We start from the raw sequence: 16,902 nt of genomic DNA, 5'->3' as shown, positions 1-16,902 counted from the left end.
CCCCCCACCCTGCCACCAGCGGCGGACAATTCCGGGTCAGTAGGTGGGGTGGCGGCCTGGGGTGTGGCCGAAGGTGCGGCGGAAGACGTCGATGAAGGCGCTCGCGGAGGACCAGCCGCAGCGGTGCGCGACCGCCGTGACGGGCAGGCCTTCGGCGAGCAGCACCAGCGCGTGGTGCAGCCGCAGCTGGGTGCGCCACTGGGGGAAGGTCATGCCGAGGTCGGCGCGGAAGAGCCGGGAGAGCGTGCGGTCGCTGGCGCCGACCGCCCGGCCCAGTTCGGCGAGGGTGTGCTGGTCGGCCGGGTCGGCCCGCAGCCGGTCGCAGACCGCGCGCAGCAGCGGCGTGGCGGGGGCGGGCAGGTGCAGTGGCTGCTGTGGTGAGGCGCGCAGCTGGTCGAGCAGGACGGCGCGCAGCCGGGCCCGTTCGGGGCTGTCGTCCTCGGGGGTGCGGGTGTAGGCGACGATCAGTTCGCGCAGCAGCGGCCCGACGGCGAGCACGGTCGGCCGGTCCAGGCCGAGCGGGTTCTCGGCGGCGGGCAGCCCGACCAGGTGGAGGTCCAGTTCGCCGTGGGCCTGGTGGGCGTGCACGGTGCCGGCCGGGACCCAGATGGCGCGGGTGCCGGGGGCGACCCAGGAGCCGGCGTCGGTGGTGATGGCGAGCACGCCGCTGGCCGCGTAGGCGATCTGGTGGTCGTCGTGGCGGTGGGCGTCGATCCCGCTGCCGGAGGCCAGCCTCTGGGCGCGGGTCGGGGCGACGGGGTCGTGGCGGATGTTCGGCATCACCTGGCAGATTATCGGAAGCCCGACAGGTGCCGCTGCGCCGAGCATGTCGGCATGCCGAAGACAACGCCGGACAATCTCCCGATCACTACGCCCAGTGCGTCCAATACATCCAGCACACCTGACAATCCGAAGAGCTCACCCGGCAAACGGGACTCCTCGATCACCCTGCTGTCCCTCGGACACGCCTGCGTGGACGTCTACCAGGGCGCGGTGGCCGCCCTGGTCCCGTTCTTCGTGGCCGAGCGCGGCTACGGCTACGCCGCCGTCTCGGGTGTGGTGCTCGCCGCCTCGCTGCTCTCCTCGGTGGCGCAGCCGCTGTTCGGCGCGATCACCGACCGCCGCCCGCTGCCCTGGCTGCTGCCGGTCAGCACGCTGGTGGGCGGCGTGGGCATCGCGCTCAGCGGGGTGAGCGGCTCGTACCCGCTGACGCTGGCCTTCGTGGCGCTGTCCGGGGTCGGGGTGGCCGCGTACCACCCGGAGTCCGCCCGGGTTGCCCGGCTGGCCGCGCGGGACGGCCACCGGGGGATGGCCTGGTTCTCGCTGGGCGGCAACCTGGGCTTCGCGGCGGCCCCGCTGCTGGTCTCCGTGCTGGTCTCGGGCGGCGGCCTGCGGCTGACCCCGCTGCTGGTGCTGCCGGCGCTCGCGGGCGCCGTCCTGTGCCTGCCGGTGCTGCGCGAACTGGAGCGCCGGCGGGCCGCCGGGGCGGCTTCGGCGCCGGTGGCCGGGGCCGACGACCGGGCCTCGTTCGTGCGTCTGTCGCTGGCCGTGGTGTGCCGCTCGATCGCCTTCACCGGCCTGAGCACCTTCCTCGCGCTGTTCGCCACCCAGCGGGTCGGCGGCGGTACGGCGGCGGGCACCGCGGCGCTGGTGGTGCTGTACGCGGGCGGCGCGGTGGGTTCGGTGCTGGGCGGCGCGCTGGCGGACCGCTGGGGCCGGGTCGCGGTGGCGCGCTGGTCGTACCTGGTGGCGGCGGTGGCCGTGGCGGGCGTGGTGCTGGTGCCGGGCCCGGCGCTGTACGTCTTCGTGGCGTTGACCTCGGCGGGCCTGTACGTGCCGTTCTCGTTGCAGGTCACGCTGGGGCAGGACTACCTGCCCTCGCGGATCGGCACCGCCAGCGGGATCACGCTGGGGCTGACCGTCAGCATCGGCGGCCTGGCGAGCCCGGTGATCGGCGGCCTCGCCGACGCGACCTCGCTGCGCACCGCCCTGCTGCCGCTGGTGCTGATGCCGGTGCTGAGCTGGCTGCTGTTCCGCACCCTGCCGGAGCCGGTCGCACCTGCCGCACCTGCCGCGCCCGAGCCGGGTCCGGCGGCTACGCGGTGACGGCCGCGACGACCTCGGCGTAGGCGTCGAACAGCCGGGTCGTGCCCGGCCCGGGGTCGGCGAGCAGCAGCGCCCAGCAGCGGGCGACGAGTTCGCGGGCCGCGGTGCCGGGCCAGGGCTGTGGCAGGAGTTCCGGCGGCAGCAGCGGGTCGGGCTCCATCGCCTCGGTGAAGGCGGCGGCCAACTCCAGGGCGACGGTGAGCAGTTCGGATCCGGTGAGGCCCTTCTCCAGCCGGGCGAGGCGGTCGGCCGCGACCTCGGTGAGCCGCTGGTGGCCCTCGGCGACCTGGTCCAGCGGCCACCAGTGCCGGGCGAGCGCGCGGGGATCGTCGGTCTCGCCGGTGCGCAGGTCGCGGCTGGTGAGGAGGGTGAGGTGGCCGCGCACGTCGAGGGCGGCGGCCTCGGCGAGGACGTCCTCCTCCCAGGGGTGCGGCGAGACGTAGAGGCCGTTCTGCACCGGGGCGCCGCCGAGCCGGAGGATCGCCTCGCGCAACGCGTCGCGGGCGGGCCGGGCGTGCTCGGGGACGGCGAATCCCGCGAGGTGCCAGACGCCGTCCCAGGGGGCCCGGCCGCGGTCCTGGGCGTACATCAGTGCCACGTACTCGACGTCGGGGTCGATCGAGCGCCGGGTCTCGGCGGTGGCCCGCAGCAGGGCCCGGCGGCCGCGCCCCTCCTGGACGAACCGTCCGTCGTCGGTGAGGCGCTTGACGGTCAGCCGGACCTGCTGGTCGGTCATCCCGAGCAGGCCGGCCACGGCGTACAGGTCGCCGCAGTCGACCGTGCCGTCCGTGCGGACCATCGCCTCGACCAGCACCCGGGTCGGAATCTCCACCATGGCGACCATCCTAATGCGTTCAGATCTGATACGTTCGTTTTGAGAACGAGAGATTGGTGAGTGAAGATGCGCAGGCGATGGTTGCTCTGGGGATCACTGCTGTCCGTGGTGGTGCTCCTGCTCGGCGCGGGCGGCTGGGTGGTGTACCAGAACGAGTACGACCTCAAGGAGGAACGCGTCACCATCACCGGCGGCAAACAGCCGCTGCACGGCGTCCTCGCCCGCCCGACCGGCGGCCGCACCCCCGCCGGCCTGGTCGTCTTCGTCCACGGGGACGGCCCCACCAACGCCACCCACGACACCTTCTACCGGCCGATCTGGGAGGCCATCGCCAAGGCCGGCTACGCCTCCCTCTCCTGGGACAAGCCCGGCGTCGACGGCGCCCCCGGCAACTGGCTCGACCAGAGCATCCAGGACCGCGCCGACGAGACCGTCGCCGCGATCGACTGGGCAAAGAAGCAGCCCGGCATCGACCCCGCCCGGATCGGCCTCTGGGGCGCCAGCCAGGCCGGCTGGGTGATGCCCAAGGCCGCCCGGCAGTCCCCGGACGTCAAGTTCGTGATCGCCGTCGCCCCCGCCGTCAACTGGCTCCAGCAGGGCCGCTACAACCTGCTCGCCGAACTCAGGAAGAAGCACGCCACCCCGGCCGAGACTGCGGCCGCCATCGCGCGCAGCGACCGGAACCTCGCCGCCCTCCGGGCCGGCCAGACCTTCGAGCAGTACCGGGCCGGCGGCGGCGACGTCGACGGCCTCACCCCGCAGCGCTGGGACTTCAACCGCCGCAACCACACCTCCGACGCCAGCGACGACCTCGCCGCCCTCCGGGTGCCGGTCCTGCTCTTCCTCGGCGGGCGCGACATCAACGTCGACAGCGACGACACCGAGGCCGGCTACCGCAGGATCCTCACCACGCCCGGCCAGCTCCGGGTCAAGCGCTACCCGGACGCCACGCACAACATCGTCCCCGAATCCGTCGAGGACTCGGAACTGGAGAGCACCTTCCTCGCGATCGCCGCACCCCGCTCGCTCTTCAGCCCCGGCTACCTCGACGAGCACCGCAGCTTCCTGACCTCGCTGGCTTCCTGACCTCGCTCGGGCAGCGCTGACGGCCCAGCCGCAAAGCCGGTGGACGCAGCCGGCGAAAGGAGAAACGACGATGAGAGTGCTCGCCCTCGGCGGAGCGGGAGCGATGGGACGCGTCGCCGCCCGGGTCGCCGCCCGACTGCCCGGCGTCCACGAACTCGTGATCGCCGACCGCGACCCGGACGCCGCCCGCCGCACCGCCGCCGCCCTCGCCGGCGGCCCGGTGCCGGTCCGGGCCCGCCAGGTCGACGTCACCGACGGGGCGCAGCTGCATGCCGCCCTCGCGGAAGCCGACGCCGTCCTCAACACCGTCGGCCCGTACTACCGCTTCGGCCTGGGCGTGCTGCGCGCGGCGATCCGCACCGGCACCCACTACCTGGACATCTGCGACGACTGGGAACCCACCGTCGCGATGCTGGAACTCGACGGCGAGGCCCGCGCCGCCGGCGTCCGCGCCGTGATCGGCATGGGCGCCAGCCCCGGCGTCAGTAACCTGCTCGCCGTCCGGGCCGCCGCCCGCCTCGACACCCTGACCGACCTCTACACCGCCTGGCCCGTCGACGCGGGTGCCGAACCCGACGACACCTCCCTGATCGGACCGGACGGTGCCCCGCTGGCGGCCGCCGTGCACTGGATGCAGCAGATCAGCGGCACGGTCGCGGTGGTCGACGGCGGCCGGATCGTCCAGCGGCCCCCGCTGCGGCCGGTCGCCCTCGACCTGCCCGGCGGCCACCGCGGCACCGCGTACACCGTCGGCCACCCCGAACCGGTCACCCTGCACCGCAGCCTGCGGCCCGGCGGCGCGGCCGCCAACCTCATGGTCGTCACCGCCAGGACGGCCGCCTACCTGGACGTCCTGCGGGACGACCTCGACGCCGGGCGCCTCGGCAACGAGACCGCCGCCGTAGACCTCGACCGCCCCACGCTGCGCCGCACCCTGCGGGCCGCCGCCCGGGCGGCCCGCTTCCCCGGCCCCGGCAGCCTCCCCGGCTTCTTCGCCGCCGCCACCGGCAGCCGCGAGGGCCGGCCGGTCACCGTCCTCGCCCGGCTCACCGGCGCCGAGGCCCTGCTCGGCGACATGGCCGAGAGCACCGGCGTGCCGGCGGCCCTCGGCCTCGCCCAGCTCCTGGACAGCGGCGTCCACGCCCCGGGCGTCCACCCGCCCGAGGCGGCGATCGACGCCGAGCGCTTCTTCGCCGACCTGGTACGCCACTGGCCGGGCGTCGGCGTCGTGGTGGAGGAGCGCCCGGGAGCGTGATCAGGAGACGCGGTCAGGAGGCGTGATCAGGGCGCGGGCGTCGGCGCCGGCGAGGTCAGGACACGACGGCCCAACCCTGTCCGGGGGCGGCGCCGTCGGCCGCGTCCGTGGTCACGGTCGAACCCGCCGTGCCGGTGCGGGCGTTGAGGACCAGGCCGGTGGCGACGTTGGTGATGGTGAGCGTGCCGGTGGCGCCGTCCTGGGTGACCCGCCACTCCTGCCAGCGGTTGCCGGGCGAGTAGTCGAGCAGGTAGGCGCTGTTGCCGGGGTCGGTGCCGGCGGCGAGCACGGTGTGCGCGTGGGTGGCGGTGGCGCAGTTGTCGGCGATCCGCACGGTGCCGTCCGGGTTGCTGGTGAAGGTCCACTGCTCGGAGGTGTGCGTGGGCCACCAGGTGTTGACGTCGGCGACGGCGCCGAGCGGCGAGCTGCAGGTCCCCGCCACTTCGAGGACCAGGCCGCCACTGCCGCCGGCGCCGATCGCGTGGTAGCGGCCGTCGTCGACCACCGCGGCCGGCCCGGTGGCCGGCCGGGCGCTGAGCCGGTACAGCGCCACGCCGTGCGGGGCCAGCGAGGCGCCGAGCGTGCCGGTGACGGTCGAACTCGCGCCCGTCCACAGCTCCTTGGCGGTGTAGCCGGGCCCGGTGAGGCCGAGCTCGCCGAGGCTGGTGCTCACCGTGCGGCTCGCGGCCGGGTCCTGGTTGACGAGCAGCACGGCGGTGTCGCCGTTCGCCAGCCGCCGCTGGAGGACGACCGGCGCGGTGGCGTTCGCGGGCTTGGCGCCGACCAGGGTGGCGGGCTTGGCCAGCGCGTCCTGGTCGATCGCTATGACGTCGCGGTTCTTCAGGACCGCCAGGCTCGCGGCGTCGATCCCGGTGGACCAGGTGTGGCCGTCCGCGCTGTGCTGGGACTGTGCGGCGGTGCGCAGGTCGGCGCCGGAGACCAGGGGGGCGGCGAGCATCGCGAGGACGGAGGTCTCGGTGCGGGACTCGTCGTCGGTGAACGGCTTGTGGCAGGTGCAGGTGTCGGTGGTGCCCCAGGCGCCGTAGACGTCCTGCCAGCCGGTGAACATCATGTCGAGGTCGTTCCAGCTGCCCGGGCGCACGTTGCCGGGGTACTGCAGCGCGGTCTGCAACTGCCCGTTCCAGAGCACCCCGTCGAGCTCGCTGTCGCGGTCGCCGCCGATCCGGCAGAGGTTGGCGACCTGGCCGCACCAGACGCCGGTCGGCGCGTAGCCGGGCGCCTGGAACGGCGCGGTGCCGGCGGCCTGCACCACCGGGTCGGTGCGCGCCGGGTCGTCGGCGGCGAGCAGGTACGGGACGCCGGTGTGGGCGGGCTGGGCGGAGACGCTGAGGGTGACCTTGGGCCGGCCCTGCGCGGCGGAGGCGGCGTCGAGGGCGCGCTGGAAGGTCTGGACGCGGGCGTAGATCGAGCGGGTGAGCTCCTTGCCCTCGCCCTGGGTGAAGTAGTTGTGGCCGTCCGGGCCGGTGATCTGCGGGCCGTAGGGGCAGTCGTCGTACTTGACGTAGTCGACGCCCCAGGAGACGAAGTCGCTCGCGTCGGTGCTCTCGTGGCCGAGGCTGCCGGGGTGCATCTGGCAGGTGAGGTAGGTGTCGGTGGCGTAGAGGCCGAACTTCATGCCCTTGCCGTGCGCGTACTGGGCGAGGTACTCGATGCCGTTGACGGTCCGCCCGTTGACGGTCTGCGCGGGGAAGTGGTCCGGGCGGGGGAGGAGGTGGCCGGTGGTGGGGTCGTTGCCGGTGCCGTCGGTGCCGCTGACGGGGTTCCCGGCGGCGTCGTGGAGCTGGAGCCCGCCGTCGGCGTTGCGGACCAGGTCGGTGGTCTGGCCGTCGCGGTGCCAGAGCGACCAGCCGTCGTCGATGGTGACGGTGTCGTAGCCGGCCGCCACCAGGCCGTTGGCGGCCATGAAGTCGATGGTCTGGACGACCTGGTCCTCGGTGACCTCGGTGCCGAGGGAGTTCCAGGAGTTCCACCCCATGGGCGGGGTGAGGGCGTTGCCGTTGCCCAGGGCGGCGGCGGGGGCGGCCGTGCCGAGCGTGAGGGCACCGAGGCCGGTGGCGGCGAGGGCCAGCGCGAGCACGGGTGCCGCGAGGCGGTGGGGGATGTGGCGCATGCGCGCTCCTGAGGGTGTGGGGGAGGTGACGGTGCGTCGGGTGGAGCGGGGTGTGCGGCCGACCGGTTGGGGGCCGGTCGGCCGGAAGGGTGGTGCGCTGGGGGGGGTCAGTCCGTGACGGCGGCGCTCGCGGTGCGCCCGGGGGCGACGGTGACGGTGGCGTAGGTGTAGCTCACGCCGTCGACGGTCCTGGTGCGGGTGGGCCGGGCCTTGCCGTCGACGGTGATCCCGCCGTGCGGGCCGGCGAAGCGGGCCTCCCAGGTGAGCGGCGCGCGGCCGGTGTTGGTGACGGTGCTGCTGCGGTGGCCGTCGTGCCGGACGGTGACCGAGCCCGCGCCGACCGGGATGTCGGCGACCTCCAGCCAGCCCATCGAGGCGGGCAGCCGGGAGGCGGTCACGAGGGTGTGCGCGGCGGCGTCGGGCTCGACGCCGAGCAGGCCCTGCACGGTCTGGCCGAGCAGCGTGAACGGGACCTCGGGGTAGTCGCCGTTGAGCAGCCGCCCGGTGGCGTGGAGCTGGTCGACGCCCTGGTAGATCTGCCGCATCCACTTCCAGGCGGTGTCGCCGTCCTGGTTGGCGAAGAAGGCGTCGGGCAGGTAGGTGTAGGCCTCCAGGTTGGTCGAGCGCTGCGGGCCGGAGTCGGCGGCGTCGATGGCGGCGAGGAGGGCGTTCCGGCGCGGGCCGGGGTCGAGCAGCTGCTTGACCGGCATCAGCACGCTGGACTCGTAGCCCCAGCCGGTCACCGGCTTGCCGGTGGTGTCGTAGCCGTGCACGACCTCGCCGGGCTGCTGCCGGTCCACGCTCCAGGTGGTGTTGACGTAGTCGCGCAGCGCGGTGGCGGCCTGCCGGTAGCCGGTGGCGGCGGCGGTGTCGCCCTGGGCGGTGGCCAGCGTCGCGGCGGCGAGGTACGCCTGGTACTGGGCACCGATCGCGTCACCGGCCTCGGCGTAGGTGCTGGTGGCGTTCTCGGCATAGCTCGCGGTGCCGGCGAAGATGCTGCGGCTGGTGGCCTGCGGGATGGGCAGGCCGCCGTTGTCGACCGGGCCGGGGTGCTGGGCGATGAAGGGGCCGAGGGTGTTGCGGACGTAGCCGCTCAGCGCGGGGTCGTCGGCGTAGTCGCGGTCCCCGGTCCACCGGTAGGCCTCGCCGGCCTTCTCGACCAGCTCGAACGGCGCGGGCAGCTCGCGCACGAAGCGGTCGGGGCTCCGGTAGTCGATGCTGCCGTACGTCCTGGCGTCGAAGTTGAGCGCCCAGACCGGGTAGAGCTTGTTGGTCTCGGTGGCGGAGGCGGCGAACCCGCGCAGCATGGTCTTGTTCTCGGCGTCCAGGCCGAGCAGGTGGGCGCCGACCAGCTGGTGGGCGAAGTCGCGGCTGTAGAAGTCGGAGCGGAACGGGTAGCCGGCCCAGTAGGTGGTGTCGTAGGTGGTGGTGCCGGTGCCGCCGGGGTTGTTCTCGTCCTGGTTGAGCACGCCGGTGGTGCCGGCCTGCTGCACCCAGCTGTTGGCCTTGGTCTTGGCCCAGTCGAACAGGGCGACGACCTCCGGGTCCGAGGAGCTGATCCTCGGGTCGCTGGGGGCGGACGGGGCGACGGCGGCGTCGTCCGCGTTGACCCAGCCGGTGGGGGAGGAGCCGATGCCGAGGGTGAGCCGGTCGCCGGCCGCGACGTGCACCCGGGGCAGGGTGTACTTCGCGTAGATGGGCTGCTCGGGCAGGGTCAGCGAGCGGACCACGGTGCCGTTGACGCTGACCGATAAGGTGCCGCCGGCGCCGCCGGTGGCGATCCAGACGGACAGGTCGTAGCTGCCCGCGGTGACGGCGGTGACCTGCTGGGCGATCCGGTGGCCGGAGCCGGCGTCGAGGTAGGCGAGGCGGGTGCCGCCGTGCGGGTTGTTGGTGGCGACGCCGGTGTGGTCGGTGAACGTCCAGCCGTCCGTGCCCTGTTCGAAGCCGGGGTCGGTGAGGGTGAGCGGTTCGCTGCGGGTGAGGGTCCAGCGGTGGGCGGGCCGGGCGTCGCAACGGCGGCGGTCGGCGGCGCTGCTCTGCTCGCGGTCCGCTGCGTTGCTCTGCTCGTGGTCGCCTGCCGTGGTGAGGCAGGCGCCGTGCGCGGCCAGGGTGTGACTCCCGCCCGGTGCCGGGGAGATGGCGAAGGTCTCGGCGGCGGGGTCGGTGCCGCAGTCGGCCGTGCCGGGGCGCCGCCCGGTGCCGTCGAGGGTCAGGCAGCGTCCGCTCGCGGCGTTGACCAGCCGGTAGCCGGCGGTGGTGCGGTGCAGCTGCCAGCGCTGGCTGAGCAGCCCCTGGCAGGCCGCGCCGACGACGGGCGTGCCGGCCGCCGGCTGCGCGTACTGCGGGCCGAGGCAGCTGCCGTCCAGGGCGGAGCCGAGGACGTAGCCGCCGCCGTCGACCAGCGGGGCCGCGCCGTCGGCTCGGGCCGGTCCCGCGCCGACGGCCTGGACGGCGAGGACGGCCAGGGCAGCCAGGACCGCTGAGCCCGGGGGCAGGGCGCGGACCGGTCGGTGGCGCGGGGCGCGGGTGGGGGGCATGGGGGCTCTCCTGTCGGACGGCTGGCGGTGCGTCAGGGGCGGGGCGGCGTGCGCGGGCAGGGGTTTGAACGTTCAAATCCCTTGAGCGGCGTCGGGTGACATGTGCAATGTCACATGCCTATCCGAGCCGCGTCAACGGTCGGCGCACGGTCGGCTGCCGCCCTCCGGACTCGCCTTCCGGGTTCGCGCGCCCGGGGCTGGAACCGCCCGGGGTCAGCGCAGGGCGGTGACCAGCATCAGCGCGGCCACGCCGAGCAGGGCGAACGCGAAGGCCCGTTGCAGGGTGCGCCCGCTGAACCGGTCGGCGAGCCGCTTGCCGTCCCAGGCGCCGAGGATCGCGGCCCCGGTGAAGGGGGCGGCCACCGCCCAGTCGATCGCACCGGTCGCGCCGAGGCGGGGCAGCAGCGCGGCCAGCGCGTTGGCGGTGATCACCAGCAGACTGGTGCCCACCGCCTCGGCCATGGTGAAGGCGAGCACCGAGACCAGCGCGGGGACGGCGAGGAACCCGCCCCCGACCCCCAGCAGCCCGGTGACCGCACCGAGCCCGGCGCCGGTCGCCGTCGAGCGGCCCCACCCGGCGGCGGAACGTTCCTGCGGGGCGGCCTTCGGCGGCACCAGCATCCGCCAGGCGGCCAACCCGGCCAGCACCGCGAACGCGCCGGTCAGCAGCGCCCCGGGCAGGTGTGCCGAGAGTGCCCCGGCGGCCGTGGCGGCGGGCAGCCCGGCGGCGGCGAACAGCGCGCCGGTGCGCCAGCGGACCCGGCCCGCCCGGGCGTGCGCGAGCAGGCCGGTCAGCGAGGTCGCGGCGACGATCACCAGGGCGGCCGTGGTGGCCAGGGCCGGGCTGAAGCCGAGCAGGTAGACCAGCGCGGGGACGGCGAGCATGCTGCCGCCCCCGCCGAGGCCGCCGAGGGCGAGGCCGACCACGGCCCCGGCGGCCAGCGCCAGGAGCAGCGCGGTCATATCGCGTCCCCGGCGCCCCTGGAGTTCCCGCCGCCATCGCTACTGCCACCGCTGCTGCTGCCGCCCGGCGTGGTGACCGGCAGCCCGCCCCGCTCCCAGGCGGCCATGCCGCCGACGACGTTCAGCACCTCGACGCCGCGCTCGGCGAGCAGCTGCGCCGCCCGCCCGGAGCGGTTGCCCGAGTGGCAGATCGCCAGGACGAGCAGTCCGTCCGCCTCGGGCGGCAGCGGTTCGCGGGCGGCCAGGGCGATCAGCGGCAGGTGGAGGGCGCCGGGGGCGTGGCCGGCCGTGAACTCGCCGCGCTCCCGGACGTCGAGCAGGACGGCTGCGCCGGCGCGGGCGAGCTGGTGGGCTTGGGCGGGGGTGGTCTGCCCGGGGTTGGGCGACAGCGGGGGCATGCGGTTCTCCGATGGTGTGGTCTGGTGTGGGCCGGGCCGCCGAAAGGGCGAAGGCGGGGGTGCCTCCTCGGTGCCACCCGTCTCCGGTGGCGGCGGCCGGTCCCGCGCAATGTCCACCATAGTACCCCTGGGGGTATTATCGACCTCGTTCGGCGATACCCCGCCCCGTATCAACCGTGGGGCGGTATGCTGGCACATATACCGGTGGGGGTATCGAAATCACGCCGAGGCGCCCGACGCCGCCCAGGAGGTTTCCCGTGTACTTCGCCCAGTTCTATCTCGACTGCCTCTCCCAGGCCTCGTACCTGATCGCCGACGAGCGCACCGGCCGCGCCGTCGTGGTCGACCCCCGCCGCGACGTCGACGAGTACGTCGCCGACGCCGAGGCCCGCGGCCTGACCGTCGAGGCCGTCATCAACACCCACTTCCACGCCGACTTCCTGGCCGGCCACCTCGAACTGGCCGACCGCACCGGCGCCTGGATCGGCTACGGCCACCGGGCGGAGACCGAGTACCCCATCCGCCATCTCGCCGACGGCGAACGGATCGAACTCGGCGACGTCACCCTGCAGATCCTGGAAACCCCCGGGCACACCCCCGAGTCGATCAGCATCCTCGTCTTCGAGCAGCCCGACGACACCGTCCCGTACGGCGTGCTCACCGGCGACGCCCTGTTCATCGGCGACGTCGGCCGCCCCGACCTGCTCGCCTCCACCGGCGTCACCGCCGACGAACTCGGCGCCATGCTCTACGACAGCGTCCACCACAAGCTGATGGGCCTGCCCGACGAGACCCTCGTCTTCCCCGCCCACGGCGCCGGCTCCGCCTGCGGCAAGAACCTCTCCACCGAGAAGCGCTCCACCATCGGCACCCAGCGCCGCACCAACTACGCCTGCCAGCCCATGAACCAGGACACCTTCGTCCGCATCGTCACCGCCGGCCAGTCCACCGCCCCCGCCTACTTCGGCCACGACGCCGCCCTCAACCGGCAGGACCACCCGCTGCTCGACCCCACGAACGCCGCCCGCCCCCTGTGCCCCGAAGGCCTCAAGGAAGCCCGCACCGCCGGCGCCGTCGTCCTCGACGCCCGCAACCCCCAGGACTTCGCCGCCGGACACGTCCGCGGCGCCGTCAACGTCCCCCTCGACGGCCGTTTCGCCGAACAGGCCGGCACCGTCCTCACCCCCGACAGCACCATCGCGATCATCGCCCCGCAGGACCGCGAGGACGAAGTCGTCACCCGCCTCGCCCGCATCGGCTTCGATCACATCGCCGGCTACCTGAGCAACCCCGACAACGCCCTGCCCGCCCTCGCCGACGACGTCACCCCCGCCAGCCGCCTCACTGCCGACCAACTCCGCACCGCCCTCACCGGCGACCAGCCCCCCACCGTCCTGGACGTGCGCACCTGCGGCGAACGCGAAACCGGCTCCATCGAAGGATCCCTCCACATCCCCCTGACCGAACTCCCCACCCGCCTCGACGAGATCCCCACCGACCACCCACTCGTCGTCCACTGCGCCGGCGGCCACCGCTCCTCCATCGCCGCCAGCCTGCTGCGCCACCACGGCCACACCGACGTCTTCGACCTCCTCGGCGGCTACAACGCCTGGCACACCCTCACCCACCCCACCCGGGCCTGACCCAGCCGCCCCGGGCGACCCTCCCGTCGGGGCACGATCCCGGTCCTGGAGTCCGGTGAAGTTCGTTCCCGAGGCGCCGTCCTGGGCGAGGGTTCGTCGAGAGAGTCCCGAGAACACCGCGTCAACAATGTCCTGAGGCCTCACATGACACGGATCATGCGGTGTGCCGGGTTGAGGAGGGTGTGGGGTGCTGCTGGTCGGGAACCGACACAATCCGCTGACCTGCGACTTCACCCAGCCGGCAGATGGTTCGTTCCCACAACCCTGAAGATCGTTTCCCCCGACCCCCTGGCAGGGCAGGACAGCCAACCGTGCCGCCGGTCTCGTCCCAGCCGACCCGGATCAGGCTGGGCCAGACAGCGTCGAATAGGTGCTCGCCGACCTCGGCGAAGGCCGTCTCCTTGGTTCGCGGGTCGGCGGAACCGGCATCGCCTGCGACCAGTTCGGCGGCCTCTTCCGCTTTCCCGGCTCGTACCAGTAGCAGGGCGAGGGTGGCCCGGGCGGCCTCGGTCGCCTCCGAGGGTTCGTCCTCGACCACCGCATGCACCAGTTCGGCGGCCCGCTCCGGTTCGTCCTGCTCGATCAGCAGTTTGGCCAGGTGGAAGCGGGCCAGCTGGAGCGCGGGTCCCCTGGCGGTGTCGACGGCCGCCCTCAGGTGGGCCCGCCCCTCCTCCCACCGGTCCGTGTACAGCAGCAGCACGCCGAGCAAGGCCGTGGCGGTGCCGGCCGCCACGGGGTGCGCCGAGGCGATCAGCTCGTGCAGCAGCGCCTCGGACTCGTCGGACCGCTCGAGGTTGACCAGCAGCATGGCCAGGTCGATCCGGGCCGTCGGGCAGCCACCCGCGCAGGTAGCCGTCCAGAAACGTGCCCAGCTCGCCCAGCCCCGCCTCCTCGCCTGCCAGATCGCCCACGCCAACAACCGCAAACTCACCGGCTGGCTCGACACCCTCCCCACCGACACCCACCCCGCCCGGCGCCGACCCTCAAACCGAAACAGGACGTTCAGTACGCGGCCTACCGGATCGTCCAGGAGGCACTGACCAACGCCCACAAGCACGTTCCGGACGCCGAAGTGGACGTCACCGTCGAGGTCAACCCGGACACACTGCGCATCGCCATCGTCAATTCCGCGGGCGGACCGCCCCAGACGCTGTTGTTGCCCTCCGGCGGCCACGGCCTCGACGGCATGCGCACCCGCGCCTCCACCTCGACCGCGACCGCGCCGGCCACCCTCACCGAACAGGAGCGCGCGGTGCTGGACCTGCTCGCCGAGGGCCTGCCCAACACCGCCATCGCCGAGCGCCTCGGCCTGGCTGTCTCCACGGTCAAGACCTACGCGAGCCGGATCAACACCAAGCTCGGCGTCACCAGTCGGCTCCAGGCCGCACTGTTGTTCCAACGGTTCAGGGCAGGCTGAGGACGGAGTGGCCCCTGGCTGCGGGGGATTGCCTCCCGCAGCCAGGCGCACGTAGACGGGGACGACCTGCTCCTAGCCGGGGAATCCGCGCTGCCGGATCTCCTCGAAGAGGCGGCGGGCGACGTGCAGCCCCGTGCGCACTGCTGGTCGATCATGGACGCTCTTGTCGAAACTTGGGCGGACGGTCGCCACGGGCGCGAGCTCATGCCGGTTGCGGATCTGGTCGGCCTTCTCCGACTTGACCGATTCGGGCTGAGGGCCGGGGTGGAACAGGCCGGTCGGCGTCCCCGTGTAGAGGGCATCGCGGTTCTCGCAGCCGCCGCGCAGCTCACCGTCCAGGACGGCGGCCATCTCGCCGGTGGCTTCGGCACGGCTTGTGAATGAGCAGCCCCAACAGGACGTAGTCGTCCACCTGCCTGATGTTCTCCGGCTACCACGGTTCGCGGAAGCTCCGCGAACTCTACGGGCCCGATCAGCCCGCGAGGGAGCGGTCGTTGGCGGCGGCGTCCGCGATTCCGGCGCGGAGGAGCTGGTGGCCGAGGTCGATCAGGGCGCGGGCGGCGGCGTACTCGTCGCCGATCTCGGGGACGAGCGGGTCGTGCGGGTTACGGCGGGCGGTGGTGCGGGACTCCAGGGTGTTGTCGCCGGTGTCGAGGACGGCGTGGACCTTGGTGGTGTCACCTTCCTCGAAGAGGTCGAGGCGCAGGCTCCACCGCTTGGTGCGTATCGGAGTCGTGGTGTTCGTGCTCATGTCCGGTCCTCTCGGGGCCGGGCGGGCTCGGGCCCGCCCGGCCGGTCAGGTCAACCGCCCCGCGTGATCTCGATCGTGCGAGCGGGCTTTTCGGTCGCGCCGATCGGTGCGCGGACGGTCAGGACGATGCGGCCGGTGTCCGGCAGGACCTCGGGAGTGAAGCGGGACACCGCGATGGTGCGTCCGCTGGTGGTGTGCATCAGCTGCTGGGTGGCGGTGCGGGAGTCGTCGGTCAGCACAGCCGTGCCTCCGGTACTCAGGGCCCGGCACGATGAACCGGGCCTCTCCCGTCCAGCAGACTGCCGCCGGGTGCGAGACAGCAGGGCTGTTCGGCCCTCCGGTGGGCCCTATCTGCGGGGTCGGCGCGGACCTGTCCGACGAGGCCGGACGCATCGGTGAGCATCGGTGCCCGCTCGGTCATGAGACCAGGGCCGTAGGACCCTCGCCCGGCGCCACCGACCCGACGGATGCTCGAATCACCGGCGCTCCCCGCCGGGAGCTGGGAGCCGGGATCCGGGAGCTGGGAGTGAATCATCATGACCACCGAAACCGCCCTCACCATCGCGGACCTGCATCTGCTGGCCGAAGCCGGAGGCCTGGCGCCGTCGCTGCACAACAGCCAGCCCTGGCGCTTCCGCCCCACGTCCGACCGGCTCGGGCTGGAGGTCCACGCCGACCTGAGCCGGGCCGTCCAAGCTGCCGACCCGGACCTTCGGGCGCTGCACATCTCGATCGGCGCTGCCCTGTTCAATCTGCGCGTGGCCGCCGCGCACCTCGGCCGCGAGGCCGCCGTCCGGCTGCTGCCGTCCGGCGAAGGCGCGCAACCGTGTGCCGTGCTCGACCTCTCCACGCAGGCCCGCACACGGCAGCCCTTCGGTGCCGACCTCTACCCGGCCATTGCCGGGCGCCACTCCAGCCGGCAGCCGTTCACCAACCGGGACGTCCCCGAGGCACTGATCGCCGACCTCATCTCGGCAGGCCGGGACGAAGGCGTCACGCTCACCGTGCTGGAGGAGCACGGGGTGCGTCGCGTGCTCGCCCTCACCTCCGAGGCCGAGGCCGCGATGGCCGCCGACGTCACCCGCGAGGCCGAGACCCGCCGCTGGCTACGGCTGGAGCCCTCCTACGACGGCATCCCGCTGGCCGCCCTCGGCTCGCACGACCGCGACGCCCGCGTCCCGATGCGAGGCTTCGCCGGACACCCGCCGCGTCATGCCACCCCAGCCGAACGCTTCGAGGCGCTGCCGCAACTGGCCACCCTCACCACCCACCTCGACGGCCAGGCCGACTGGCTGCGCACCGGACAGGCCATGGAACGGGTCTGGCTGCTCGCCACCGACCACGGCCTGCGTGCCTCCGTCCTGCACCAGGCCGTGGAGATCCCGGACACCCGCTGGCGTCTGCGCGATACGGACGAGGGGCCCGGGTACGTCCAACTGGTGCTGCGCCTCGGCTACGGCCCGCCCGGTGTGGCCAGCCCGCGTCGGCGGGTCGAGGACATCCTGGACCCGTCGGAGGAGTAGTCGGATGTCCGCAGGCCCGTCTTTTCGGGGGGAGACGGGCCGTATGGCGTGGCGTCGAGGGGTCGAGGGAGGGGGTTGGGGAACCGTGCAGGCGTGCACGGTCAGCCGGGCGGGCTCGCGAGCGTGGTCATCGCGGGATCCGTTCCTCCTGCTCGGGTGCGACGGTCGGAGGGCCGTCGGGGCGGATGACCCGGCCGCTGATCCCGGTGGGCCCCGATGTCTTCGAGGGGGCGGCCCACCGCGACCGGGGCCGC

At 73.7% G+C, this 16,902-nt stretch carries 16 protein-coding genes; 6 read left to right on the top strand and 10 right to left on the bottom strand.

Going from position 1 to position 16,902, the window contains the following annotated elements; translation table 11 throughout:
• Nucleotides 1–36: 36 nt before the first annotated feature.
• Entirely contained in the window at nt 37–780 is a 744-nt protein-coding gene (locus A6F73_RS00365) for a helix-turn-helix transcriptional regulator (protein WP_063345881.1), read from the bottom strand.
• A gap of 54 nt (nt 781–834) precedes the next feature.
• On the opposite strand from A6F73_RS00365, the gene A6F73_RS00360 reads away from it, so the two are divergent.
• Nucleotides 835–2,106 carry an MFS transporter gene (locus A6F73_RS00360; protein ID WP_079135308.1) on the top strand — a complete coding sequence of 424 codons (1,272 nt, stop codon included), beginning with the start codon at nt 835–837 and terminating at the stop codon, nt 2,104–2,106.
• On the opposite strand, the gene A6F73_RS00355 is transcribed toward A6F73_RS00360, so the two are convergent.
• Nucleotides 2,096–2,941: a PaaX family transcriptional regulator C-terminal domain-containing protein gene (locus A6F73_RS00355; RefSeq protein ID WP_244293237.1), complete on the bottom strand. Its 846-nt coding sequence runs from the start codon at nt 2,939–2,941 to the stop codon at nt 2,096–2,098. The two genes, A6F73_RS00360 and A6F73_RS00355, sit on opposite strands and share 11 nt — an antisense overlap.
• A gap of 66 nt (nt 2,942–3,007) precedes the next feature.
• Here A6F73_RS00355 and A6F73_RS00350 point away from each other — a divergent pair, with 66 nt between their 5' ends.
• Both A6F73_RS00350 and A6F73_RS00345 read left to right on the top strand, forming a co-directional pair.
• Entirely contained in the window at nt 3,008–4,027 is a 1,020-nt protein-coding gene (locus A6F73_RS00350; RefSeq protein ID WP_063350813.1) for an alpha/beta hydrolase, read from the top strand.
• Nucleotides 4,028–4,097: 70 nt separating this feature from the next.
• Nucleotides 4,098–5,282 (top strand): saccharopine dehydrogenase NADP-binding domain-containing protein, encoded by a 1,185-nt coding sequence (locus A6F73_RS00345; protein ID WP_063345879.1) that lies wholly within the window; start codon nt 4,098–4,100, stop codon nt 5,280–5,282.
• Between the two features lie 55 nt (nt 5,283–5,337).
• Here A6F73_RS00345 and A6F73_RS00340 read toward each other — a convergent pair whose 3' ends face one another.
• From A6F73_RS00340 to A6F73_RS00325, 4 genes are all read right to left on the bottom strand, one after another.
• Nucleotides 5,338–7,413 carry a hypothetical protein gene (locus A6F73_RS00340; protein WP_063345878.1) on the bottom strand — a complete coding sequence of 692 codons (2,076 nt, stop codon included), beginning with the start codon at nt 7,411–7,413 and terminating at the stop codon, nt 5,338–5,340.
• 107 nt (nt 7,414–7,520) lie between these two features.
• Nucleotides 7,521–9,953 carry an RICIN domain-containing protein gene (locus tag A6F73_RS00335; protein WP_079135307.1) on the bottom strand — a complete coding sequence of 811 codons (2,433 nt, stop codon included), beginning with the start codon at nt 9,951–9,953 and terminating at the stop codon, nt 7,521–7,523.
• A gap of 213 nt (nt 9,954–10,166) precedes the next feature.
• A complete protein-coding gene (locus A6F73_RS00330; protein WP_063345877.1) occupies nt 10,167–10,916 on the bottom strand; it encodes a sulfite exporter TauE/SafE family protein in 750 nt (249 codons plus the stop codon).
• Complete coding sequence (locus tag A6F73_RS00325) at nt 10,913–11,314, bottom strand: rhodanese-like domain-containing protein (RefSeq protein ID WP_063345876.1); 402 nt, start codon at nt 11,312–11,314, stop codon at nt 10,913–10,915. Before A6F73_RS00325 ends, A6F73_RS00330 begins: the two co-directional genes overlap by 4 nt.
• 257 nt (nt 11,315–11,571) lie before the next feature.
• Here A6F73_RS00325 and A6F73_RS00320 point away from each other — a divergent pair, with 257 nt between their 5' ends.
• The gene (locus A6F73_RS00320; RefSeq protein ID WP_063345875.1) at nt 11,572–12,957 is read left to right on the top strand and encodes an MBL fold metallo-hydrolase; all 1,386 of its coding nucleotides are present in this window, start codon (nt 11,572–11,574) and stop codon (nt 12,955–12,957) included.
• Between the two features lie 154 nt (nt 12,958–13,111).
• Here the strand turns inward: A6F73_RS00320 and A6F73_RS00315 are convergent, their stop codons facing one another.
• Nucleotides 13,112–13,765 carry a hypothetical protein gene (locus A6F73_RS00315; protein ID WP_159398301.1) on the bottom strand — a complete coding sequence of 218 codons (654 nt, stop codon included), beginning with the start codon at nt 13,763–13,765 and terminating at the stop codon, nt 13,112–13,114.
• Nucleotides 13,766–14,029: 264 nt separating this feature from the next.
• Here A6F73_RS00315 and A6F73_RS00310 point away from each other — a divergent pair, with 264 nt between their 5' ends.
• Nucleotides 14,030–14,374 (top strand): LuxR C-terminal-related transcriptional regulator, encoded by a 345-nt coding sequence (locus tag A6F73_RS00310; protein ID WP_063345873.1) that lies wholly within the window; start codon nt 14,030–14,032, stop codon nt 14,372–14,374.
• A 72-nt stretch (nt 14,375–14,446) separates the two neighbouring features.
• Here A6F73_RS00310 and A6F73_RS00305 read toward each other — a convergent pair whose 3' ends face one another.
• From A6F73_RS00305 to A6F73_RS00295, 3 genes are all read right to left on the bottom strand, one after another.
• On the bottom strand, nt 14,447–14,725 hold the full coding sequence (locus tag A6F73_RS00305) for a hypothetical protein (protein WP_063345872.1): 279 nt from the start codon (nt 14,723–14,725) through the stop codon (nt 14,447–14,449).
• A gap of 121 nt (nt 14,726–14,846) precedes the next feature.
• On the bottom strand, nt 14,847–15,125 hold the full coding sequence (locus tag A6F73_RS00300) for a dsRBD fold-containing protein (protein ID WP_079135306.1): 279 nt from the start codon (nt 15,123–15,125) through the stop codon (nt 14,847–14,849).
• Between the two features lie 50 nt (nt 15,126–15,175).
• Nucleotides 15,176–15,364, bottom strand: a complete 189-nt coding sequence (locus tag A6F73_RS00295; RefSeq protein ID WP_063345871.1) for a hypothetical protein — start codon at nt 15,362–15,364, stop codon at nt 15,176–15,178.
• A gap of 297 nt (nt 15,365–15,661) precedes the next feature.
• Between A6F73_RS00295 and A6F73_RS00290 the strand changes: the two genes are divergently transcribed.
• Nucleotides 15,662–16,648: a hypothetical protein gene (locus A6F73_RS00290; protein WP_063345870.1), complete on the top strand. Its 987-nt coding sequence runs from the start codon at nt 15,662–15,664 to the stop codon at nt 16,646–16,648.
• Nucleotides 16,649–16,902 lie beyond the last annotated feature (254 nt).

It is taken from the genome of Streptomyces sp. MJM8645 (assembly GCF_001625365.1).
In the GTDB taxonomy this organism is placed as follows: Bacteria; Actinomycetota; Actinomycetes; order Streptomycetales; family Streptomycetaceae; genus Kitasatospora.
This window is presented reverse-complemented; position numbering and strand designations above follow the sequence as displayed.

Coding starts and splice junctions, on each gene's coding strand:
- A6F73_RS00365 (WP_063345881.1), bottom strand. CDS start 780: ATGCCGAACATCCGCCACGACCCCGTCGCCCCGACCCGCGCCCAGAGG.
- A6F73_RS00360 (WP_079135308.1), top strand. CDS start 835: ATGCCGAAGACAACGCCGGACAATCTCCCGATCACTACGCCCAGTGCG.
- A6F73_RS00355 (WP_244293237.1), bottom strand. CDS start 2,941: ATGGTGGAGATTCCGACCCGGGTGCTGGTCGAGGCGATGGTCCGCACG.
- A6F73_RS00350 (WP_063350813.1), top strand. CDS start 3,008: ATGCGCAGGCGATGGTTGCTCTGGGGATCACTGCTGTCCGTGGTGGTG.
- A6F73_RS00345 (WP_063345879.1), top strand. CDS start 4,098: ATGAGAGTGCTCGCCCTCGGCGGAGCGGGAGCGATGGGACGCGTCGCC.
- A6F73_RS00340 (WP_063345878.1), bottom strand. CDS start 7,413: ATGCGCCACATCCCCCACCGCCTCGCGGCACCCGTGCTCGCGCTGGCC.
- A6F73_RS00335 (WP_079135307.1), bottom strand. CDS start 9,953: ATGCCCCCCACCCGCGCCCCGCGCCACCGACCGGTCCGCGCCCTGCCC.
- A6F73_RS00330 (WP_063345877.1), bottom strand. CDS start 10,916: ATGACCGCGCTGCTCCTGGCGCTGGCCGCCGGGGCCGTGGTCGGCCTC.
- A6F73_RS00325 (WP_063345876.1), bottom strand. CDS start 11,314: ATGCCCCCGCTGTCGCCCAACCCCGGGCAGACCACCCCCGCCCAAGCC.
- A6F73_RS00315 (WP_159398301.1), bottom strand. CDS start 13,765: ATGCTGCTGGTCAACCTCGAGCGGTCCGACGAGTCCGAGGCGCTGCTG.
- A6F73_RS00305 (WP_063345872.1), bottom strand. CDS start 14,725: ATGGCCGCCGTCCTGGACGGTGAGCTGCGCGGCGGCTGCGAGAACCGC.
- A6F73_RS00300 (WP_079135306.1), bottom strand. CDS start 15,125: ATGAGCACGAACACCACGACTCCGATACGCACCAAGCGGTGGAGCCTG.
- A6F73_RS00290 (WP_063345870.1), top strand. CDS start 15,662: ATGACCACCGAAACCGCCCTCACCATCGCGGACCTGCATCTGCTGGCC.